Annotated in this window: 12 protein-coding genes; 3 read left to right on the forward strand and 9 right to left on the reverse strand. The window is 32.5% G+C overall.

The window, feature by feature from the left end; genetic code table 11:
* Positions 1-13 precede the first annotated feature (13 nt).
* The 6 genes from EV145_RS19645 to EV145_RS19670 all read right to left on the reverse strand — a co-directional run bounded on the left by EV145_RS19645 (position 14) and on the right by EV145_RS19670 (position 11,064).
* On the reverse strand, positions 14-1,387 hold the full coding sequence (locus EV145_RS19645) for a sugar MFS transporter (RefSeq protein ID WP_166638493.1): 1,374 nt from the start codon (positions 1,385-1,387) through the stop codon (positions 14-16).
* A gap of 131 nt (positions 1,388-1,518) precedes the next feature.
* Positions 1,519-2,241, reverse strand: coding sequence for an NAD-dependent epimerase/dehydratase family protein (locus tag EV145_RS19650; protein WP_208110920.1), 723 nt, complete (start codon positions 2,239-2,241; stop codon positions 1,519-1,521).
* Between the two features lie 109 nt (positions 2,242-2,350).
* Entirely contained in the window at positions 2,351-3,454 is a 1,104-nt protein-coding gene (locus EV145_RS19655) for a phosphotransferase enzyme family protein (RefSeq protein ID WP_133526890.1), read from the reverse strand.
* Positions 3,455-3,636: 182 nt separating this feature from the next.
* Entirely contained in the window at positions 3,637-3,942 is a 306-nt protein-coding gene (locus tag EV145_RS19660) for a hypothetical protein (RefSeq protein WP_133526891.1), read from the reverse strand.
* Between the two features lie 1,682 nt (positions 3,943-5,624).
* Positions 5,625-6,320, reverse strand: coding sequence for an aquaporin Z (gene aqpZ / locus EV145_RS19665; protein WP_133526892.1), 696 nt, complete (start codon positions 6,318-6,320; stop codon positions 5,625-5,627).
* Positions 6,321-7,149: 829 nt separating this feature from the next.
* Positions 7,150-11,064, reverse strand: a complete 3,915-nt coding sequence (locus tag EV145_RS19670) for a gliding motility-associated C-terminal domain-containing protein (protein ID WP_133526893.1) — start codon at positions 11,062-11,064, stop codon at positions 7,150-7,152.
* 1,664 nt (positions 11,065-12,728) lie between these two features.
* On the opposite strand from EV145_RS19670, the gene EV145_RS19675 reads away from it, so the two are divergent.
* Genes EV145_RS19675 through EV145_RS19685 form a run of 3 tightly spaced genes read left to right on the forward strand, consistent with a single transcriptional unit; the run spans position 12,729 to position 16,611 of the window.
* Positions 12,729-14,360: a beta-N-acetylhexosaminidase gene (locus tag EV145_RS19675; RefSeq protein ID WP_133526894.1), complete on the forward strand. Its 1,632-nt coding sequence runs from the start codon at positions 12,729-12,731 to the stop codon at positions 14,358-14,360.
* A 17-nt stretch (positions 14,361-14,377) separates the two neighbouring features.
* Positions 14,378-15,598 (forward strand): hypothetical protein, encoded by a 1,221-nt coding sequence (locus EV145_RS19680; protein ID WP_133526895.1) that lies wholly within the window; start codon positions 14,378-14,380, stop codon positions 15,596-15,598.
* Positions 15,599-15,612: 14 nt separating this feature from the next.
* On the forward strand, positions 15,613-16,611 hold the full coding sequence (locus tag EV145_RS19685; protein WP_243739293.1) for a hypothetical protein: 999 nt from the start codon (positions 15,613-15,615) through the stop codon (positions 16,609-16,611).
* 1,084 nt (positions 16,612-17,695) lie between these two features.
* On the opposite strand, the gene EV145_RS19690 is transcribed toward EV145_RS19685, so the two are convergent.
* The 3 genes from EV145_RS19690 to EV145_RS19700 form a co-directional block, all read right to left on the reverse strand.
* A complete protein-coding gene (locus EV145_RS19690) occupies positions 17,696-19,636 on the reverse strand; it encodes an OmpA family protein (protein WP_133526897.1) in 1,941 nt (646 codons plus the stop codon).
* A gap of 12 nt (positions 19,637-19,648) precedes the next feature.
* Positions 19,649-20,557 (reverse strand): type IX secretion system membrane protein PorP/SprF, encoded by a 909-nt coding sequence (locus EV145_RS19695; protein ID WP_133526898.1) that lies wholly within the window; start codon positions 20,555-20,557, stop codon positions 19,649-19,651.
* A 64-nt stretch (positions 20,558-20,621) separates the two neighbouring features.
* Positions 20,622-23,872, reverse strand: a 3,251-nt coding sequence (locus EV145_RS19700) for a gliding motility-associated C-terminal domain-containing protein (protein ID WP_133526899.1), incomplete at its 5' end; no start/stop codon positions are given.

Consider the following 23,872-nt stretch of genomic DNA (forward strand, 5'->3'; position numbering starts at 1 on the left):
TCTCTAATTTATGCTACCATTTTCGGTATTTATGACCTTTTACTGCATAGAAAAGAATCATTATATAAGATGGTAATAACATTAAATACGCAAGCTGGTTTCCGCTTCTTGAAATGTCTTGAGTTCCGACTGCAATATTTGATGTATTGATAGTTTCTGTAATTAATCCATATAATAGAGGGAAAATTGCTCCTCCAATAATTCCCATAATCAAAATAGCACTTCCAATTTTAGTATAACCTCCCAAATCTTCAAGAGCCATTGGCCAAATTGCCGGCCAGCAAAGTGCATTGGCCAAACCAAGTAGTGCTACTAAAAGAATTACAATTGGCAAATTTGGAATTCCAGGCAATTGAATCATTAATTTGGGTGAAATAATTACAATTGCTAAAACCAAAATGATTCCTAAAATTCCTGAACCTTTTAAAGCCGTTACCTGCGAAAGGTATTTTGGGATCAGGGTTATTCCCAAAATGTACCCCACAACCATTGCTGACATGGTGAAAGAAGTCAATTTTAGATAAAAATTTCCTTCATCTCCATAAACTCTCAATTGTTTTCCGAACCCCCCAATTGAATCTCCAGCCAAAACCTCGGCAGCCAAATACAACATTAAGGTGATTACTCCCAAAACCAATTGAGGACGTCTGAGTGCATTTTTAATTTGTTTGATAATACTTAAATGTTCTACATGTCCGTCGTTGTCTAAATTAATTTCAGGAAGTGACGAAAATTTTATAAAAATGGCCAATACAAACATGATTCCTGCCATATATACATAAGGTGTTTGTAATTGCAAGGCTAAGTAATCTAAAGCCCTTTCTCTTTGAAACGATGTCATTACGGCTATTTTATCTGCAGAATAATATCCGATATTTGACAATACTAATTCAGTTAATAATAAAGGTGCCATAAAGCCGGCTAGTTTATTAGCAATACCTAAAACACTAATTCGGGCTGCAGCATTTTCTCTCGGGCCTATTACAACCACGTATGGATTTGAAGCAGTTTGCAAAATTGCCAAACCAGTACCCATAACAAAAAGTGCTATTAAAAACAGTAAAAAAGTACGGCTTTCGGCTGCCGGGTAAAACATAAAGGCACCTAAAGCAATGATTTGTAACCCTAAAGAAATACTACTTTTATAACCTACTTTTCCAATTACCCAGGATGATGGGACCCCCATCACAAAATAGGCAATATAAAAGGAAAAAGTTACAAAATACGATTGGGATTCTGTTAGTTCACAAGCTAATTTAAAAAAAGGTATCAGAGGCCCGTTTAGCCAGGTTACAAATCCAAGAATAAAAAATAATGAAGTTAAAATAAGCATTGGAATTAAAGTACTGCTTTGTTCTTTTTTTAAAGTAAAATCAATTTCTGACATATTTTAGGATTGCAATTAGTTCTTATTTTAAAACTTATTTTTTGGTTAATTCCTAGAGATAAAAATGAATAGTTTCTTCTAAAGCTCTATCAATTGTATATTCAGGCTTAAATCTTAACAGATTAAATTTATCAGGATTGCCTTAGAATGTTTAATGTCGCCGCTCTTTCTTCCAGAAATCTGATCCCTGATTTTGAGTACGTGATTTTTATAATTTTTTGGGCTAACTCTAAAACCGATGTGCTGTACCCCAGTACAACATTATAGGTTTTATTTGCTTTTTGAGAAGCCAGAATATTCGCTTTTACCACATCCTTTACATAAATAAAATCTCTGGTCTGCAATCCGTCACCGTAAATTGTGATGGGCACGTTTTTAAGTGCATTATTTATAAAAATAGGCACTGCGGTCGCATAAGCAGATTCTGGATTTTGGCGTGGACCAAATACATTAAAATAACGAAGAGAAGCCGTTTGAACTTGATATTGGTCGAGATACATTTTTAAATAATATTCTCCATCGAGTTTTGTTATGGCATACGGTGTCATAGGTTCCGCAAACATCGTTTCTACTTTTGGCAAAACGGGATTATTTCCATAATTTGCTGCAGAAGGTGACAGTATAACTTTACAGTTTGAATTATTTTTTGCTGCTTCCAAAATATTAATAGTTCCAATAGTATTGATTTCGATGCATTCTCTAATCTTCAAAAGCGATTCCGGAACTCTCACTAAAGCCACCAAATGAAAAACACCGCTTGCCCCGCTAATGACTTCATTAACCAGATTCTCATCGCGAATGTCTCCTTTTACAAACTCGACAATTAATCCTTTTAGGTTATATTCAAATCCCATTCTAAGACTATATAGTATTAGATCTTCATGTCTTTATTTAGATAGATGTTCAGCAATATGACTACCTAGAAAACCGGCATCTCCGGTAATACATATTTTTCCATTTTTATTATTTTAATGATTCAAAGAAATCCAAATTATAGTCTTCCATTTCCTTAAATTGTTTCGAAATACTTTCAATGAGTTTAAATTGATTTTTAGAGCGATCCAAATTATGTTCCAGATATTTTGTTTTATAATAAATATCATCATTTAAAAAATCAGTCAGAAAACGAAGTGCCATGATAAATACCATAGTTTTTGCGCCAAGGGGAAGATATTTTATCTCTAATAATGAAAGAGAAGAATTCGTTTTTTCAATAAAACCTTTTACATACGCTTTATAATACTGTAAATTGAAACTGACCAGGCTCAGATTTTTTTCGTCTTCAGCTGCAGTATTGCAAATCGTTCGAACAGCATCTCCAAAATCATAATGAATAATTCCGGGCATAACTGTATCAGTATCAATCACACAAAGACCTTTTTTATTTACATCAAAAAGCACATTTGATATTTTAGTGTCATTATGTGTTACTGTGAGTTTTATTTTTTCGGCATCTTTTAATTTTTGCAACACATGCATTTCTTCTTTAAGTTCATAAACCAGATTAATACAAGTTTTGGCCTGTTCAACTCGCTGTTCTGAAGCTTCTTTCAAGGCACTGTCAAACTGAGAAAACCGAAAAGCCATGTCATGAAAATTCGGAATTACTTCTATTAATTTTCCGACATCAAAATCACTTGTCAGATTTAAAAATTCACCGAAAATTTTCCCTGCTTCATAGGCAATTTCTTCATTTTTAACAGTTTCAAAAGTTGTGCTGCCTTCTATGTATACCATCATATTCCAAAAGTATCCATCTATATCCTGATAATAAAAAATGCCATTTTTGGTTGCGATAAAAGTCAAAACGCGGCGTTTAAGTTCTTCTTCAGAAAAATGTTTTAATTTTCGAAGCAAATGTTTACTTACACCCACTTTATTGGCAATCAGACCAGGAACGTCTTTAAAAACGCCACTATTAATTTTTTGCAAAATAACCCGTTCACCAAAATTACTTGTAACCAAATAGGTGTCGTTGATATGACCTGAGGTCAATTCTTCAAAATTTTTGAAATCTTCTAAATAATCAAACTGATCGTAAATAAATTTTAAATGTTCTTCTATCATATTTACCACAGATTAGTTGGATACACTTTTTCGGTTCTTAATTTTTCCATTTCTCTTTTAGCTATTTCCTTGTCTTCCTTATATGTCACTCCAAACCATTTTGCATTCGATTGAAGTACTTCAAACGATGCATTTTTTGATTTTAAAATTTCATTAATATAGATGTAATAAAAATTCGGCTTTTAGATCTTGTTCATTTTTCTCCAGGAAATCCTCAAAAAGCGCACCGCCAAAATCAAAGCTCTTTGGAGTAAACCCAAAAAGTTCATTGAAACAATAACATTCTCATCTATCGTATTAAATTCTCCTTTGTTGTTTTTAAACACCGGCTTACTGTTGACTTTTTCACTATGTATACGTTCAGTAACATCTGTCAAATAATTATTTTCATCTACCTTACATTCGTCTCTTGAAACAAAGCCATGATCGGAAATAGTATTTTTAAGCAAATAGGCCATCATGTTAAAATGGTATAATTCCTTGTCCATTTCTATCAATGCTTATGCCATTATCTCAAATGCTTCTTTTCCGTAAAAATCATTTTATAATGGCAAAATCTTGACTTAATTCTTCTTTTTCCATCAATAAGGCATGTCCTGTTCCTCATATTTTTTTTCTTTCCGGATTTTGATATTTTGCTGGAACATTCGTAATTTCCTTAAAAACATATTCAACTTCAACTTTACCATTTAATTTTTAATTAACATTCTTGCACTCTTTCAATAATCTTACTTATCATAAATACAAATTCTCCAAATCCTGCCTGTAATACATCATGTATTGAAAATCCATTATTGTATCACTTCGGAAGTGCATGCATCTAAATGTTTTAACCCTCCATATCGACTTCCAATACCTGCCGCAAGAATCACGAGAGAAGGTTTACCTTTGCTCATCTATATTATTATTAGTTGTTTTGTTATTGTTTTTTAGTCAGAAAGAAACGATCTCGTTCAACCAGAATATATTGATCTTTTTTCCGAATGGTTGTTCGCTTTTACGATGATTTGCATTTGTTACTTGACTTAAATGAAGTAAATGTTACTACGTTTTTTTAAATAGTTTATTTAACACGTTCATTTGAAGGAATAATTTCACTATTACGAAAAGGGATTATAAATACTCCTCTAAGGCTGCCGTTTCTCTTCTTCTCATAAAATTTAATTGAATCGTTACTGTAAGTAATTTCATCAGTGTAATATGATCGTTCTTTTGTTACAATCTTATATTTTGTTACAATATGTGTTTTGCATGACAATAAAGAAATCAAAAGAAATCCAATTAAAAGTGCTCTCATAGTTCAAATTATATAGCTTTATTTTTGGTGTGTAGTTCTGCATTAAATTTGAAATACAGTTTTTTTTCTTACAAACAGAATACGCTTTGGATCCGAAAAAAAATAAAATTGGTTTTTATCATCTATTTTTAAATCCATATACCGGGAACTAAACATATATAAATACATAAAAAAGTGAACTTAAACGAAAAAATTATCATGTTAACTAACTATTTATCATCAAGTGGATTTAAACTGCTGAAATATTAATATGTAATAAACATTTCCTGAATTCTAGTAGGAATGTCCCAAGCAAATCGGAACATCCCTTTTTTTTGTCATTTTTTAGTATGCGACTTGTAAAGCACAAAATTTCTTTTGCAAGTAACTTTGTGCTGCACAGGAGCTAAAATTTATAAATATTTCGATAGTATATCAGATTTTAATATACTGCATCTCTATCCTGCCATTTGAATATAATCTTATCCTAAACTGGCCTTTCAGTACCAGAATAACACTAATTAACTGGAAGAAAATCATATCGATATTTTTCATATTATATTATCATAACTGATAACATCTATTTATTGATTTTTAATTATTACATGAAAACCTCTTTGGGAACATCAACAACCTTTTAATATTATATTCGGCTAAAAAAATTAAAACCAATAAAATTGATTAAGTCGTGTGAGTTTTTTCTGCTGATAAAATGCCAATCAAATTTTAAGGTCTATTGAAATAAACAAACATTCCAATTTTAAAATTCATAGTTGCAGATAGAGCTAATCTTAATTTATACATAACTATCGCAAGCTTATTTCAGAGGCAAACTACAATAGTCTAAAAAAAGCGCATTGCAATAATAAATAATCAGAATTTTATTACTTTAGACTATTTATGTAATAATATTTTATACATAAAACCTGCCGAGAGAGCTCCTAAAATTGGAGCAACCCAAAATAACCAAACTTGAAATAAAGGTTCTCCTCCAACAAAAACAGCCTGAGATAATGCTCTAGCAGGGTTTACAGAAGTATTTGAAATTGGAATACTAATTAAATGTATTAAGGTCAAAGCCAAACCAATTGCAAGGCCGGCAAATTTTGTCGAAGCCAATTTATCTGTGGCTCCTAAAATAATCAACAAGAAAAAGAAAGTTAAGATAAATTCAGCGATAAATACTGATTGTAAAGAATATCCATCGGGTGAAAAAGATCCAAAACCATTCGATGCAAAGGCTCCAGCTTCTGTAGCGTCAATTACAAAACTTGCTTTCCCAGATGCAATAATGTATAAAGTTCCAGCCGCTGCAATTGCACCTATACATTGAGAAATAATGTAAGGAATAAGATCTTTGGCAGGAAATCTTCCACTAGCCCATAATCCAAATGAAACTGCAGGATTAAAATGTGCTCCAGATATATGACCAACCGCGTAAATCATAGTTAGTACGCTCAAACCAAATGCTAAGGCTACCCCTGCAAACCCAATTCCTAAATCAGGAATTCCAGCTGCAAAAATTGCACTACCACAACCTCCAAATACCAACCAATAGGTTCCAAAGAATTCTGCAAACAATTTTTTCATAATTTAATAAATTTAAAAGTTAATGTTAGAGTAGATATTTATAGATAAAAAAATTAAACGCAATAATAAAATCTGGAAGCATACACATATTCCTAGTTTTCTACCAATTCAAACTCATTTATAGTTAAAAAATTTATCTTTCGCTTTTTATTAATTCTCTTTAATTTTACCAAGCCCTAATTGGATTATAAACAAACAAGCTTAGTACAAAATTTCAAATTGCAAACCTCTTCTAAGACTACAGCTTTAATAATTTAAAAAGACTAATGCAAATATTTTTGCAGTAAATAAAACTCTTGAATTACATTTGAAAGATAATTTTATTTTTATCTAATTCGTAACAAGAAGTAGTTAACGTGATGATACGCTGATTAACGAGCTAATTTTTTAAGTTAACGGAAAATTCCAATTTTGCATGTGATGTCAAAGACGTAGATTAAAAGTTATATAACGTTAAGAAAAAAGAAAATTTCTTTTTTTAACTTGCCTTGTCCACATCCTTGTCTACCTTTTTGTTGACAAATCCTTCGGCACTTTTAATAGGACCAGCCAGCTATTTTTTCCTAAAACTTTTGGAAAAAATAAATCATCCTATTTAAATTTTTGAATATATATAATAGGCCGATATGGAAATTATGTAAGATCACTAGATCTATTATTTTGAAATACATACAATTCTATTACGAATTAAAAAAAAATAAGTATCATTTCTTTCTTTTCGTTTACCGACATTAAAGAAAAAGCATTAGTATTAAATTTTTGTTTTCATATTTTTGCCTGTAAGTTCATACTACTAATTTTATCCGATACATTACAAACACTTGAAGCATTAATTACCACTTAAATACAACCATCCTGTTTTTGCCGAAATGTTTCCCTCTATATTTATATATTTAAAAATGTAATAATAAGTTCCTGTTGATAAAGTTGCAGATTGTTTGATTGTTTGACGACCTTCTGATAAACCTTTAAATAATTTAGTAGAATTATCATAATTTGCAGTATCAAAAACTTTAACTCCCCAACGATTATATATTTCCACACTATTACTTTTATAACAATCGTTCGTTACATTGTCAATTATAAACTCATCGTTTAATCCATCTCCATTTGGGGAAATTGCATTATGAAAATTTATCTTCACACAATTATCCTCTGTGCAACCTGGTCTTGTATTTACAGGTATTTTTACTTCCACTACTCTTGGGCAATAAGAATCATTATTTTCGTATCTGACTATATATTCATTATCTGCTAAATTCAAAGGTGTAAAAATCCCCGTTAAAGTTTCCAATCCCCCAGACATGCTTACATCGCTAAAAGTTCCACCTTCCAGAAACACATCGGAAAATTCATTTTTTATTATATTTAATATATTTATTTTTAAATTAGGGTCAATATTACATTGTGCATTGATGCTCTTTGTTTTAAGATAATTTGGTATTTTTACATTTACTGTTTGTGAAGTGCTAGTTTGATTACCACAGTTATCAATCGCAGTCCAGGTTCGAACAATAGTGTATGTACCATCGACTAAAATTGCGGATTTTACCTCGTTAAAATTTAAAATAATTGAGGAAGAATCCGAACAATTATCTGTAAATTTCAGCGCAGGGACATCAGGAATTTTATCACAATCAGCAACAACAACTGAATCAAATGCAGTAATTAATACAGGAGGTGTTTTATCCTGAACTACTATAGTTTGAACATAGTTTGTGGTCAATCCACATAGATCAGTTGCTATCCAGTTTCTTTTTAATGTATAACTTCCTAAACAAGCACCTGCAATATTTAGTTCAGAAAAAGAAACTTCGGCAATTCCACAGTTATCAGTTGCTGTCAGCACCGCAGCAGATGGAATAGCATTGCATTCTACTGTTAGAAAATTAGCTGGTAATGTTTCAACAAAAATTGGTGCAGTAACGTCTTTAATAAGAATATTTTGATAGCATAAAAATTGATTTAGTACTAAATCCTCCCCTAAATCTCTAATATTATTATTGTTCTCATCAGAATATTCAACAATTAAATAACTTCTCATAACTTCACTATTACAACCTTTATTAGGTCCATTAGTGGCTATAACTTCAACTACACCACATGGTGTATCACTTACTAATCCATCCCTATTTCCTAATAATTTAAATTGAGATATTGTTAATATATTATTTGCAGGTAATTCTTCATAACATTCCACTGTTGTATCTGGAAAAGTTGGACATATTACATTGAAGGCACAAATCACATTAATGGTTACTGTAGCAGTAGCACAATTTGTGGGATTTAATACCTCGCAAATAGTATAATCAACTGTATAAATCCCTTCTGGAGTATTAGGAGCAACACTTACTGTACCGTCTGTCCCTACTGTAAGAGGCCCCGTTGGTATAGAAGTTATAACGACTTCCAAAGGATTTAAAGGATTACCGTTTAATGTATCATTTTCTAAAATATTAATTCCTGCAATTCCACCGCTAGCTCCATTTACTGGAGCTGTATTTGTATCGGGAAGAGCAGCAATATTATTTACTGGAACTGGAATTAATGTTATTGTTGAGCTGTTATTACTCAATACTTCATCTCTTTCATTACCAGTTATTAAAGCAGTATTTGCATAGGAACCTGTGGAATTTACTTTAGCTACTATGGTCAAGGTTGCACTACTTCCATTAGCTAATTCTCCTATAGACCAATTGGGTGAACTCCAGTCTCCACTAGAAGCAATAGCATTTACAAAAGTATATCCTGATGGCAATAAATCATTTACGGTCACACCTGTTGCTGAACTTGGACCATTATTTGTTACCTTAATAGTAAAAGTTACATTTGAATTAATAAATGGCGATAGATTGCTAACGTTCTTTTCGACAGACAAATCAGTTGCTTTTACATTTAAAAGTGCCGAATTACTTACTATATTTTGACAAACATTATTAATTAAAACTCTATATAAATAACCATTTAATGATGTGGGAATATTTCTTAAACTCAGTTTGTTTGTTGTAACGTCCGAATAAATAGCTCCATTATTTATATTACTCCAATTAATACCCTTATCTGTACTGACTTGCCATTGATAATTTATAATTCCATTACCACCTGTAGCAACTGTAGCAAAAGCAGTATTAGCTTGTGGATTAACCGTTTGATTCAATGGTTGACTAGAAATTGAACTTGGGAGAAACTGATTAGCAGTAATTTTTCCAGGTAAACTTCTATAAGCCTCATCATTATAGGGAGAAGACAAGCCTTTAACACTGTAATTAATTGTTGAAATACCAGTATAGCCTACATTAGGTGTAAATGTCACTCCTCCATCTCCTGCATTATATGCCCATGTCCCTTGACCTTCAATAAAATAATTATGGCCTTGAAAAGTCCCCTTTGCATCCAAAAATTGAAACGATTCTAAATCTATGTTTGAAGATATACCTGTAGGAGAACTAGAAACTGCACCTGAATAAGCCATATCATTGACTAAAGGATATATTACTTGTTTATTATTATTACAGTATATAAATGTATCATCTGTCACTAAAGCAGAAAAAGGAAGTCTTACTATTAAATTGCGAATTAGATGCACATCGTTAAGCAAACCTGTAGACCCTGCAAAACCAATTCGAAAATTATCAGGGACTACAGACGATAAAGTATGAACTGTATCCGGTCCCTTAATATTGTCAGTATTAAAGTCTGTTACAGCCGGATTAGCATTCTCTTTATAAGTAATTGAAGTTTTATACCAATAATTATTGATAACTGTCGTTATAATTAACCCGTGCTGAATCTTCACTGTTATATTGTAACCTCCTGAAGGATGAGGCATTAAGGAAACAAAAGCTTTTCTATAATTTGGATTATTGGGATCAGTTGTAAAGGTAGTAGTACGTAAGTTAAAAGAAGCTGCCAATCCCGGAGAATAAACATAATTACCAGTTGAGGAATCTAACTCTGCACCACCTACAGAACCCGAAAGTGTTCCTTGGGTTTTTAAAACTGGATAGCCTGTAAATCCATCCCCTAAACCGATACTTTGATTAATCGCTTCTCCTCTTGCCCCTCGTAATGTTACTTGACTAGTTGAAGAGGTAAATTTATCTGTAGGAACTCCTGTGAATCTTTCGTTTTCAATAAAAACTTGTCGTTTAAAAACCCCATAACTATCAAAACCAACTCCCAAATAAGCTCCTGTTAAGCCAGTTTGGCGCATAGATATTGTTTTATTATTTGCCCTTGCAAAACCGTAACCTAAAGATCCTCCACCTGCACCTATAACAGGATCCGAAATAGCTGCATCGAATAAAAACATACTAATACCGTCTGCACCGGACCCCCCATACATTCCAAACTCAAACTCAATTTCAATTCCATTAATAGAACTAAATTTTTTATTATTAATATAAACCGCACCAAATTGCCTCCCAACCGCTGGAGTTAATTGCATACCGTTAGAAACAAAAGTTGTTGAATTTACTCCATTTTGTGTCGCTAATAATGAAATTTCTGGAGGTTTAACCCCAGAAGTAAAACTTTCAGAATACGGAAAACTTCCATATAATTGTGCATGTACAGTATTAAAGAGAAATAGAAAGATAAAAGAAAAACCAAATTTTAAATGTAAACTCTTATTTATTCTTTTATAAAATACAAACACCTTTGAATGTATTAATTCTATTATAAAGTTTTTAGTTATTACACTAAACCAACTACTTTTCTGTTCGGATTTTGATAAAATTCCCATATTTATATTGAAACTATTTTGTATTTTCTTAGAACACTATTATTTCTTTTCAAATAGTGAATTTCAGCAATCTTAATATTTTTTGAAAAAACAAAATTCTTTAGAATTAATTGTCTCTAAATATTCTTTTAAATAGATGCAAAATTTAGGAATAAACAGAAGTAATACTAATAGGAAGTAGTTAACGTTTCTGTTTTTAGCGTTATCGGTCGTATTAACCGATTAACGTACAAAACGACTTAAAAATAAATAATGATAATCCTTTGAGATCATAAATTTTCTAATTATCGCTTAAAAAAATTCTATTTCTTTATATAAAATTCTTATTATGGACATAATTTACTATACTGACTATCCAAGTCCATTAACGACGACATAATAAGAATAGTCGGCTTATCTGAACATACTGAAAAAGAGCAATCATTTTATTGCTAAATTCATTTTTTTTAAACTAATCCGCCCAAACTATAATTATTACAGTCCTTCTTTTTTCAAGTAATATTGTTTTTTAAGAGCTTAATGGTTTCTTAAAATATATATTTTTTTTGTGATGCATCCACTAAATCTTTAGTAAAAGATTAGTCAGTCTTTTTATCCAGAGTCTAATTATAAATTCTGCCATAAGCAATCATCCTATTCAGGCAAAAAGCCCGTTGGAGCAATAAAATTCAGGATTACTGATTGTTTAGTAATCGTAAAGTCTTAAATTGATAGTATTAGATACCTAAAAATGAATGACTATAAGGCATTAAATAAACTAAATGGTAATCATTTGAAACTTTTAAATTTGGAACTTGATTTACGCTATAAATACCTAAATTTAACCGTTAATACTAGAATTTGACCGTTAACTACTTTTGACTAACAATAAGATTTTTTTTCACTGACATTTGCTTAAAATAGATTGCATTCATCTGTAATTCAGCACTTAATAATAAATTTTAATTAAGAACTAAAAATTTTAAGCAGCAAAAATTTTATTTGAATGAATTTAAATTATCAATTATAAAATTTTTACTGTGAATTCTCTGTAAAATTTGTGAATGTTTTTTTTTAAACTATTTTGAATTAGTAAGCTGATAGTAAAATTTCAATAAAAGCGTTCTTAATGTAATACCTTCAAAAAGTTTGATGCTATTTGGAGGTATTTTTAAAGAAAACAAAGTTTAAATATGAATTTAAACTTTGTTAAATATTTTTTTACAAACCTTCAAGTAATAATTTCTATATATAAAGATTAAACTTAAAGATTGAATAAGTTATTATTTTACATTTTTAAAATCAACGTCTTTATCATAAAATAAAAAAGTACATACTAGGTTAATATTAAATGCATATATATTCTCTGTGAACTAAGCAATCCTTTTTTTTAATATTTACACTTGTTTCATTTTTTTTATTAATCAGATTAAAAAGATATTAAGAGTATAATGGCATTGAAACGGAAGTTTAAATAGCATTTAAACAAATTATAATATTTCATATTTATTTCTAGTCCTCCAGTTTAGTGGATAAAGGCAAATTAAAGTTTATCCTACCCAATAAGTATTATGATTATTCAAGCTGTCTTAAAAAAAACATTACAATTTAAAATTATATCAAAATCAGTTTTTTATATATAAAATACAAAAAAGTTAAGTCCATTAAAAATTAAATTATAATATATGCAAAGATCATTTATTTTTTTATTCCTTTTATGTAGCGTATTGTCATTTGCGCAAGAAGTAAAGATCATTCCTCAACCGCTCCAAATTAGCAGAAATCCTGAAAATTTTATGATTAGCTCAAAAACAAAATTAGTAGTAGCTAATAAAGAGGATAAGGTAATCGCAGCTTTTTTGAATGATTATTTGTCAGATCACTATGGCTTTGTTTTACCAATAGTCAATAAGGCACATGAAAACTGTATTAGATTAAGAAGTCTGAAAGGAACTACTGGACGTAAAGGGCAAGGTTATAGTTTTAAGTCGGATAAAAAAGACGTTGAAATTATAGGAAATTCTCCTCAGGGAACTTTCTATGGTATGCAGACACTAATTCAATTGTTACCTGTTGAAAAAGGTAGCAATCTTACTATTGCAGCAGTAACCGTGAAGGATGAACCTCGTTTTGAATACAGAGGCGCTATGTTGGATGTTGGGCGTCATTTTTTTTCAGCAGCATTTGTAAAAAAGTTTATAAACTATTTGGCTTTACATAAAATAAATTATTTTCATTGGCATCTAACCGAAGATCAAGGATGGAGGATAGAAATAAAGAAATATCCTAAACTTACTGAAGTAGGTTCTAAAAGAAATGGATCAATTATAGGAAGATTGCCTGGTGAAGGAAACGATAATACTCCAGAGGGAGGTTTTTACACTCAAGAAGAGATAAAAGAAATTGTTAAATATGCTTCAGAGCGATTTATTACGATAATTCCCGAAATTGAAATGCCGGGGCATAGTAGTGCCGCGATTGCAGCATATCCGATGTTGAGCTGTTTTCCAAACGAAAAGACGGATATTCCTGCCAGTATGATTTCTGAAAAAAGCAAACAGGAATTAGCAAATGGTAGAATAAAACTAGTTCAGGAAACTTGGGGAGTTTTTAAAGATGTTTATGCGCCAACGGAATATACTTTTAAATTTTTAGAAGATGTTTTAGATGAAGTGATTACTCTGTTTCCGTCAAAATATATTCACGTAGGAGGAGATGAATCTCCTAAAGATGCCTGGAAAAGAAGTGCGTTTTGTCAGCAAATGATAAAAGAGAAAAGTTTGAAAGATGAACATGGTCTCCAAAGTTATTTCATCCAACGCCTGGAAAAATATATTAATAAAAAAGGAAAAACATTAATTGGTTGGGATGAAATATTAGAAGGAGGTCTTGCGCCAAATGCTATTGTAATGAGCTGGAGAGGAGAAGCAGGTGGAATTGCAGCTGCTAAAGAAAATCATCAGGTAATTATGACGCCGGGGAGTCATGTTTATTTAGATAAATCTCAAAGCAGGAACGACAAAGAACTTACAATTGGAGGTTTTTTATCATTGGAAAAAGTGTATAGTTATGAGCCAGTTCCTAAAGAATTATATGAGCAACAAGCAAAATATGTTTTAGGAGCCCAAGGTAATGTTTGGACAGAATATATGGCTACTCCTGCCAAAGTAGAATATATGATATTCCCGCGCTTAAGTGCTTTAAGCGAAGTATTGTGGTCTTCGAAAGAAAGTAAAAATTGGACTGAATTTCAAATAAAAATTGAAATAATGAAAAAACGATATAGTATGTGGAACGCTAACTATTTTCGCGAATAATTATATTATCTAATATTATGAAGAATATTTATTTTTATTTTTTGGTATTTACAATTTGCTCATGTCTTTTTATTAGATGCAGTGATAATGATTCGTCAGATGATAAGCCTAATTATCAAGTAGCGATGGATGCAGATAATTTACCAAAAGGAAACGAACCAATAACTATGTTTGAAGACGATGAAAGTCCTACAAAAATGTATGATAATCAAAACAGATGGTTTCGTGTCAATCAGCTGATGCAAGTCATTCAAAAAGGAAAAGACTCGGTACAAGTTTCCTTATACTCTCCGGTTGGACTTAAAGACGTAAAAGTTTATGCAAAACTATCCAGTTATGATAAGCGTTTTTTAATTTACGAATTTACAAATGTTCCTGCTTTTCATCGTTCCTTTCATCAACTTCCGTTAGTAAATGGAAAACACGATTACAAACTCGAGAATGGAAAAGCTGTAACTATTGATAAGATCGGTGGTTTCAATTCTGGTGAAATCGAATTTTCAGTTGAATCTACAGATACATTATTTGCTAAGTTTAAAAAAATAAAATCAAAAAGATTGGTTCTCTTTAGTGACCAATATCATATTGCTGACCCTGAGAAATTTCTGCCAATGAATCCTGTTTTGGCAAAAGAAGCGATAGCGATGATAATTAACTTCTCGTATGCTATAAGTCATCCTTTATATTATGACACTTTCATTAATTTTGATCGATATAAAAGAGAGCAGGCCGCAGCGAACGGAACTGATGTAAATGGCGCACTAAATTGGCACGGTAATGATAAAGACATAGATGGCGTTTATGATTATTTAACCAAAGCTCAAATCGAACAAGTATACAATACTTATATTGATAGTAGAACATTGCACATGGCAATGGTGGGCGGAGAAAACGCTTGGGGTGGCGGAGATTTTGCTTCGCACTGGGAATCTGATTATATATCGGAACACTGGAAAGGAGAAATGTCGGTATGGTCACACGAATATTCACATCATAGCGGTTACAGCCATAGTAGTAATTTGGCCTATAGCGGTCAAGGTGGTGGACAACAAGAGATGCTAAAAGAATTTTATCAATATTTAATATATCTAAAAGATCTCCCTTTTAATGATCCGGATATTCTTAAAGGATATACAAAAATTAAATATTTAAATAGAATTTACGTAAAACCTATTTTTACTATTAATCCAAAAAACCCATTTTTAGTAAAATACAAAGGAGATGGAAAATGGAAATAATCTATAATAAAAAGATGAAAAATATACTGCTTTTACTATTATTACTATGCTTTTTAACAAATTGCAGTAAGGATTCTTACGAAGAAAAATCAAAATCCTTTACTTATTTCTATCTTACAAATGAAGCATCTATAGCAGAAACTCAGATTGGAACAGGAACGTTTGATCCGAAAGGAATAACGATCGCAAACGAAAAACTATATGTTTGTAATGGAGATGTTTTGGAAATCTTTAATGCGGTAACGTTGGTACATATTAAAACAATCTCAGCATATAAAAAAGGTATTAAGATAATTCCATTTACAAGAATTTCATCTGTTTGTGTTGATAATGGGAGAATCTACATCGGGAGTATTGATTCAAGACTTTTTGTATTGGATGAAATTACAAATGAAGCAATTAGTGTGATCGGAGATGGTGATTGGTGGAGTACTTTTACCCACGTTTTTGGAATTGCAGTAAGAGATGGATTATTATTTGTTAAAGAAAAAGAAACATCTATTAAAGTTTTTGAAACCTCACAAATCACCGAAACCAGCAATTGGAATTTAGTACCAATTGCAAAACTAAATTCGTTAAATGGTTACGAAGAGATCTATTCACTTGATGTGCAGGATGGAAATTTGATTGTAGCTGGAAGGAATACCAGAAGTTATTTATACTACAATATAGCTGCTATAAAGGCCAATGCTGCAAATTCTCTTACTGAGCCTATCAAACCTATAACTGCACTTTTTGATGCTACACCAATTGCGATAAGTTTTAGTAAAGATTGGGCAATTACATCTGAAACTTTAGGAGGCATCAATTATGTCAAACTTTATCCAAAAGCGGAATTTATGAAACACCAGTTTAATGCAAGTATAAATACTTCTAACATTTTAGGTAAAAATGATTTTGGAACTATCGTTAGTGTTGCACAACTGAATGATCATTTGTTTTTGTCGGATAACACTAATAAAAACATTAGAATTCTTAAGCTTAATAAGTCTGCAATTACCGAACAAAATTAATCCTATTAAATATTTTGTCTTGAAAAGGTCAACGCCTCTTTAATATAAAATTAGTTAAATCGGAACAAAATTATTTCTGTTCCGATTTTTTTTTCCACCCTAAACATCGACATTTTGAAGGGACTAACCTATAATATTTCTTGAACTTTTAACCAAACGTTTTTATATTTTCTAATTTTTGCTAGCTATCGGCTATTTCGAAAAACACCTGGAATAATACGAAGGCAAATCTTTGTCTTTGTAATAAGCTAATACAACTTGTTTTTTTGAAAAATTTATTTGTAAGTTTTAGTGGTTGACATTTTTTATTCTTCTTTTTCTATTCATTTAATTAAATTAAATTGCAGTTACCTTTCATTGAACAAGACATCTCAAAAAAATTGCAGATTTGTAATACTGAAATCTTTGTCGCTATTTCTTATGATTATTCAAATGGCATTAAAAGTTTTTAACTTTTTATTTATATCTTATATAGTTTTTCCATTTATTATTGGCATTATAAACGGATTCTAGTAAAATGCTTTCCGTTTATCAACTTACAATAGGTTAGAAATTCTTTTAAGACATTAATCAAATCCTTAATTATATTTATACGAATTTACACAATAAAAAGTAAGTAACTTTCTTAAATAAGAAACGATGAAGAATTCCTCTTATAATTAGTACTTTGTAGATTTGATAATATTTAAGTTCTTTTTTTGCTTCATTTTTCACAAGTGATTATACTGTATTAAATCGGATATTGCTTTGTAAACAATTACTTTCTTTAGCAAAAGATATTAAAAGCGACATTAATATTTTACTGATATGAACTTGAATTTAGTACAATTTTCATCTCACCCGTATACAATCACATTTAGCATCTATATCATCCAAATTATTAATAAAATTTATAATCCAACTAATTTATTTTATTTCCAAGGTTTTATCATTAATCTACAAATTTTCCCAATTACAAATTAATTTCAAATAAGGCAGCAAGCACTTTTTAATTAAATAAAACTGCTTCTGCCATTATTTATGACAAACTAATTGATTTGATTTATAGTGCTCGTAATAATTAGTTCTTGGAATAAACTTGATACTATAATTTCGTTACAAGAAATTCAGATCGTCTATTCGCTTGATGCTGTTGTTCTGTACAGTTAGATTCATTTGTTGGTTCACAACCACAATTGTTTACTAATTGTGTCTCACCATATCCTTTGGCAGTTAATCTAGATTTTTTTATTCCTTTTTCTACTAACCATAGCATTGTGGCTCTTGCCCTTCTTTCAGACAACTTTAGGTTGTATTTGGCAGTTTGACGGCAATCAGTATGCGAGCCAATAGAAATTTCCATCGTTGGATTTTGTTCTAGTACATCTAGTATTTTTGCTAATTCGATAGCTGCATCTGAACGAATTTTAGATTTGTCTAAATCAAAATAAATGACCTCTATTCCAAAAGCAAATCTTAAATCATCTCCCAATTTTACAGCCTTAACTTCTTTTTCAAGTTCTATTTTAACCTCTGTTTTACCTGATTCCTCTTTAGTTACAGTCGAAATTTCAACGATAGCATACTCTTGTTTTTCACTCTTTATATAGTATTTAGATCCACAGTCGACTTTACCAAAATCAAATTTACCTTGATTGTCTGTTACTAATTCCCTTAATTTATCGTAATTTTCGCCAGACAAAGTTACTTTGGTATTTGCTAATGGCAATCCGGTTATTTTATCAACAACTATTCCCAATAAAAATTGTTCGCATTCTAGTTTTTTAATTTCTATAAATTTATAAATATCATCACTTCCTTCTCCCCCATCTCTATTTGAACTTACATATCCGAATCTACTTTTCTCATTAATTAAAAACCCAAAATCATCTTTTGAACTATTTAGGGGTTTTCCTATATTTTGAATATTTTTATAACTTCCATCCTCTTGTTGCTGAGCCACAAAAATATCTAAACCACCTAATCCAGGATGTCCATCAGAAGCAAAATACAATTCATTAGAAGACGTAATCATTGGAAATGTTTCCCTTCCTTCTGTATTAACTGTATTACCTAAGTTTATTGGCTCGCCAAAACTACCATCGGCATTAATACTAACTTTAAACAAATCAGATTGTCCTATGGTACCTGGCATATTCGAAGCGAAGTAAAGTGTTTTCTCATCTGCACTCAGAGAAGGATGCGCCACACTGTAATCATTACTGTTAAAAGCCAACTCAATAATATTTTCCCATTTATCACCATTTAATGTAGCTTTATATACTTTTAGTAAAGTAGTTTTATCACTGTCTTTTCCTCTCTTACCATTTAAGTAATTATTTCTTGTGAAGTAGACGGTTTTACCATCCTTTGTAAATACTGGTGTAGATTCATGAAATTTTGATTTTAGTTCACTACCAAACTTTTTTGGAGAAAATACATTCCCTTGATCATCAATATCGGCATTATATAAATTAGTAAAACTTTCTCCATTCCAAGAATGTTTTCTGCTACCTCCTATGACTCCTGTGTCTCTTGCTGAGGTAAATATTAATTTATTATTGTAAAAAGCACTTCCATAGTCAGAATATCGAGAGTTAATTCCTGCATTTTCAATGATATAACGACCAGAGTTTTTTTCTATTTCATCCAAATAATTTTTTTCTAAGCTTGCTAACTTTGCTCTCAAGTCATTATCATTTTTTTGATTGAATTTCAACATTATTTCATCTGCTTTTTTATAATCTTCTATAGATTTTAGGCATTGGGAAAAACGATAGTAATACTCTGGCTCTAGATCAACTTTTAAGGCAAATAATTCACGATAATAAAGAACGGCCGTACCTAAGTCTGCTTTAAAATAATAAGAATTTGCCAATTTTTCTAACATGTCCTGAGATTTATACCCTTTCTCAAACAAACGTTCATATGTTTTTATCGCATCAACATATGCAAACTTCTCATATTCTTTATCTCCTTTGGCTATTTGTGAATAGCTATTGAATGTTAAAATAAAAGCTAATGTAGTATATATAATTTTTTTCATGATTTTGTTTGTTTAGAAGAATCTTGGAGACACTATGCGGTTCATACTTTTAAATATCTCAAAACGCATAAATATTTCGTGAGATCCTGAGTTATAGTTGGCTAGCTTAGTAGTTTCTAAATCGTACCCATAACCAATATAAACCCCCCTATTTACTTGGAATCCAGCCATTAAACTCGCAGCCGCACTCCATCGCCATGCCGCTCCCAATACAAACTTTTCATTGATTAAAAAATTTCCTGAAAGATCTAATTGAAAAGGAGCAGCTTGTACCACTTTTGCTAAAAATGCAGGTTTGAATTTTAAGCTTGGGGTCAAATTAAAAATATAGCCTCCAATCAAATAAAAATTTAATCGTTCTTTATTTATTGCTACAGAATTATCATCATAACGATTTGTTTCAAAAAAATTAGGAACCGATAGTCCCACATAAGACTTATCAGAATGAAAGTAGATGCCAGCCCCTAAGTTTGGTACAAAACTATTATGTAAATCCTGAAAATCAGGATCACCACTATTAACAGGATTTAATTTGCTAATATCTAAACTAAATAAATTTGCGCTTACTTTAATTCCAAATGATAACTTGTAGATCTCGGATGTATTTATAGTATAAGACATATCTGCTGATATTTTATTTTCATTAGTAGGACCAATTCTGTCGTTAATAAATGATATACCTCCTCCCATATTTTCCCCCAAAGGAGCATTTAATGAAAATGTACTACTTACTGGCGCACCATCTAGACCAACCCATTGTGTCCTATGTAAACCAAAAATGCTTATTGCGCCTCGAGAACCAGCGTATGCAGGATTTACATTCACGGTATTGTACATATATTGGGTGAATTGAGCATCTTGTTGACTATGACATATTATATGGAAGAGTGTCATCACTAAAATTAAAAATTTTGTTTTCATGTTTTCATTTATTTAATCACAAGTACAATAGTAATAATTGTACTTCTGAAATGTTTTTGATCTTTTAGTTCATTCCGCTCAAATACAACCATCCTGTTTTGGAAGCGATATTATTCTCAATATTTTTATATTTAAAAACGTAAAAATAAGTTCCTGCTGGTAACACAGCCGACTGATTTATAGTACTACGTCCTTCTGAATATCCTTTAAATGTATTGCTCGAATTATCGTAATTTACAGCATCGAACACTTTAACGCCCCAACGATTATAAATCTCAACTGTATTATATTTATAACATTCATTAATAACATTATCAATTATGAACTCATCATTTACTCCGTCTCCATTTGGAGACATTGCATTATGAAAAATTATCTTAGCACAGTTTTCTTCCTTACAACTAGGTCTCGTACTCACCGGAATAGTTAACTCAAGAATTCTTGGACATTCTCTATCGTTATTTTCATATCTGACAATATAATCACCATCAACTAAATTTAATGGTTTAAAAATACCTGTTAAATTATCTAGTGCTCCCGAGTTATTTACATCTTTAAAGCTTCCTCCTTCTATATTAACTCCCGGAAATTGCTTAGTCATAATATCTAGAATGTCTACAGCTAAATCAGGATCGATATTACATTGGGCTTCAATTCTTGTTTTTCGAAAATAATCCGGTATACTAACATTTACGGTTTGCATAGCTTTAGTTTGATTTCCACACTGATCACTTGCAGTCCAAGTTCTTAGTATATTATAATTTCCTTCAGGTGAAACTGGTGATACAGTTTCTTCCAAATTTATGTCAACACTAGAGCAATTATCAGTAGCGGTTAATGCCGGAGCAATTGGAATTGCCGAGCAATCAACTTTTAGATTTGTTGGAAAAGTTTGCAAAAATACTGGAGCCGTTATATCTTCCACAGTTATTGTTTGCACATGGCTGATATCATTGTTAGATGTATCAGTAGCGGTCCAAGTATTGATAATTGTATAATTGCCCACACAATTTCCGTTTATTATTTGTTGCTCGTGAGTAACAGTTGCATTACTACATGCACCTGTAGCCTCTAGTACTGGCGTAACAGGTACATTAGAACAACTAACAGTAGTGTCTTGTGGTAAAGGTGAAATCCAAATTGGATTTGTTGTATCACTAATATTTATAATTACTGTTGCGACATCACAGCTATTAGGAGTTGTTGCACTACATACTTGATAAGTAAATCGATATGATCCAACACCAATACCATTTGACGTGATTACATTTCCAAGACTATCGATAGTAATATTAGGATAATTTCCAGTAAGAATTGTTAAAGTAACTTGACTATCAACTTTTGAATTAACAAGTACATTACCTAAAGAATCATTACTTAAAATATTTCCTGTTAGCCCTGGAACACTACATGCTGGACTATTAAAAATATCATCAACAGCATTAATAAATGGATTACTGGTACAGGTTGGACATCCTACAACAGGATTACAACTAACACAAGGCGTCGGATCTGAAGACTCGTCTGTTACCGCAGGCCCCGTTGGCGGGGTACCTGTAACTTCTGCCAGGTTGTTCACCTGACCCGCATCAATATCGGCCTGGGTGATTGGGTAATCTCCTGAGAATGTCGTAGTATCTGAAGCCCCCGCTGCCAATACAGCCAACGGACCTCCCGAAACAGTAATCTTAGGATCACTTACCACTACACCGGTAAGGGTTACATTACCTGTGTTTTTTACCGTAAAGGTATAATGAATCGTATCGCCTGCTGATGGTCCCGCCGGAAGGCTGGCATCAACATATGTACCTTCTTTTAATAATTCAATGCCAGCATTAGATGGCAACTCAGTACTGGTACAGGTTGGACATCCTACAACAGGATCACAACTAACACAAGGTGTCGGATTTGAAGACTCGTCTGTTACCGCAGGCCCCGTTGGCGGGGTACCTGTAACTTCTGCCAGGTTGTTCACCTGACCCGCATCAACATCGGCCTGGGTGATTGTGTAGTCTCCTGAGAATGTCGTAGCATCTGAAGCCCCCGCTGCCAATACAGCCAACGGACCTCCCACAACAGTAATCTTAGGATCACTTACAACTACACCGGTAAGGGTTACATTACCTGTGTTTTTTACCGTAAAGGTATAATGAATCGTATCGCCTGCTGATGGTCCCGCCGGAAGGCTGGCATCAACATATGTACCTTCTTTTAATAATTCAATGCCAGCATTAGATGGCAACTCAGTACTGGTACAGGTTGGACATCCTACAACAGGATCACAACTAACACAAGGTGTCGGATCTGAAGACTCGTCCGTTACCGCAGGCCCCGTTGGCGGGGTGCCTGTAACTTCTGCCAGGTTGTTCACCTGACCCGCATCAATATCGGCCTGGATGATCGTGTAATCCCCTGAGAAGGTCGTAGCATCTGAAGCCCCCGCTGCCAATACAGCCAACGGACCTCCCGAAACAGTAATCTTAGGATCACTTACCACTACACCGGTAAGGGTTACATTACCTGTGTTTTTTACCGTAAAGGTATAATGAATCGTATCGCCTGCTGATGGTCCCGCCGGAAGGCTGGCATCAACATATGTACCTTCTTTTAATAATTCAATGCCAGCATTAGATGGCAACTCAGTACTGGTACAGGTTGGACATCCTACAACAGGATCACAACTAACACAAGGTGTCGGATCTGAAGACTCGTCTGTTACCGCAGGCCCCGTTGGAGGGGTGCCTGTAACTTCTGCCAGGTTGTTCACCTGACCCGCATCAATATCGGCCTGGGTGATCGTGTAGTCTCCTGAGAAGGTCGCAGCATCTGAAGCCCCCGCTGCCAATACAGCCAACGGACCTCCCAAAACAGTAATCTTAGGATCACTTACCACTACACCGGTAAGGGTTACATTACCTGTGTTTTTTACCGTAAAGGTATAATGAATCGTATCGCCTGCTGATGGTCCCGCCGGAAGGCTGGCATCAACATATGTACCTTCTTTTAATAATTCAATGCCAGCATTAGATGGCAACTCAGTACTGGTACAGGTTGGACATCCTACAACAGGATCACAACTAACACAAGGTGTCGGATCTGAAGACTCGTCCGTTACCGCAGGCCCCGTTGGCGGGGTGCCTGTAACTTCTGCCAGGTTGTTCACCTGACCCGCATCAATATCGGCCTGGGTGATCGTATAATCCCCCGAGAAGGTCGTAGTATCTGAAGCCCCCGCTGCCAATACAGCCAACGGACCTCCCGAAACAGTAATCTTAGGATCACTTACCACTACACCGGTAAGGGTTACATTACCTG

Origin of the sequence: Flavobacterium sp. 245, assembly GCF_004362055.1 — a bacterium.
Taxonomy (GTDB): Bacteria; Bacteroidota; Bacteroidia; order Flavobacteriales; family Flavobacteriaceae; genus Flavobacterium.

What these genes read in the sequence shown, in the direction of transcription:
- EV145_RS19645 (WP_166638493.1), bottom strand. Translation starts at nt 1,387, where the DNA reads ATGTCAGAAATTGATTTTACTTTAAAAAAAGAACAAAGCAGTACTTTA.
- EV145_RS19650 (WP_208110920.1), bottom strand. Translation starts at nt 2,241, where the DNA reads ATGGGATTTGAATATAACCTAAAAGGATTAATTGTCGAGTTTGTAAAA.
- EV145_RS19655 (WP_133526890.1), bottom strand. Translation starts at nt 3,454, where the DNA reads ATGATAGAAGAACATTTAAAATTTATTTACGATCAGTTTGATTATTTA.
- EV145_RS19660 (WP_133526891.1), bottom strand. Translation starts at nt 3,942, where the DNA reads ATGGACAAGGAATTATACCATTTTAACATGATGGCCTATTTGCTTAAA.
- aqpZ (WP_133526892.1), bottom strand. Translation starts at nt 6,320, where the DNA reads ATGAAAAAATTGTTTGCAGAATTCTTTGGAACCTATTGGTTGGTATTT.
- EV145_RS19670 (WP_133526893.1), bottom strand. Translation starts at nt 11,064, where the DNA reads ATGGGAATTTTATCAAAATCCGAACAGAAAAGTAGTTGGTTTAGTGTA.
- EV145_RS19675 (WP_133526894.1), top strand. Translation starts at nt 12,729, where the DNA reads ATGCAAAGATCATTTATTTTTTTATTCCTTTTATGTAGCGTATTGTCA.
- EV145_RS19680 (WP_133526895.1), top strand. Translation starts at nt 14,378, where the DNA reads ATGAAGAATATTTATTTTTATTTTTTGGTATTTACAATTTGCTCATGT.
- EV145_RS19685 (WP_243739293.1), top strand. Translation starts at nt 15,613, where the DNA reads ATGAAAAATATACTGCTTTTACTATTATTACTATGCTTTTTAACAAAT.
- EV145_RS19690 (WP_133526897.1), bottom strand. Translation starts at nt 19,636, where the DNA reads ATGAAAAAAATTATATATACTACATTAGCTTTTATTTTAACATTCAAT.
- EV145_RS19695 (WP_133526898.1), bottom strand. Translation starts at nt 20,557, where the DNA reads ATGAAAACAAAATTTTTAATTTTAGTGATGACACTCTTCCATATAATA.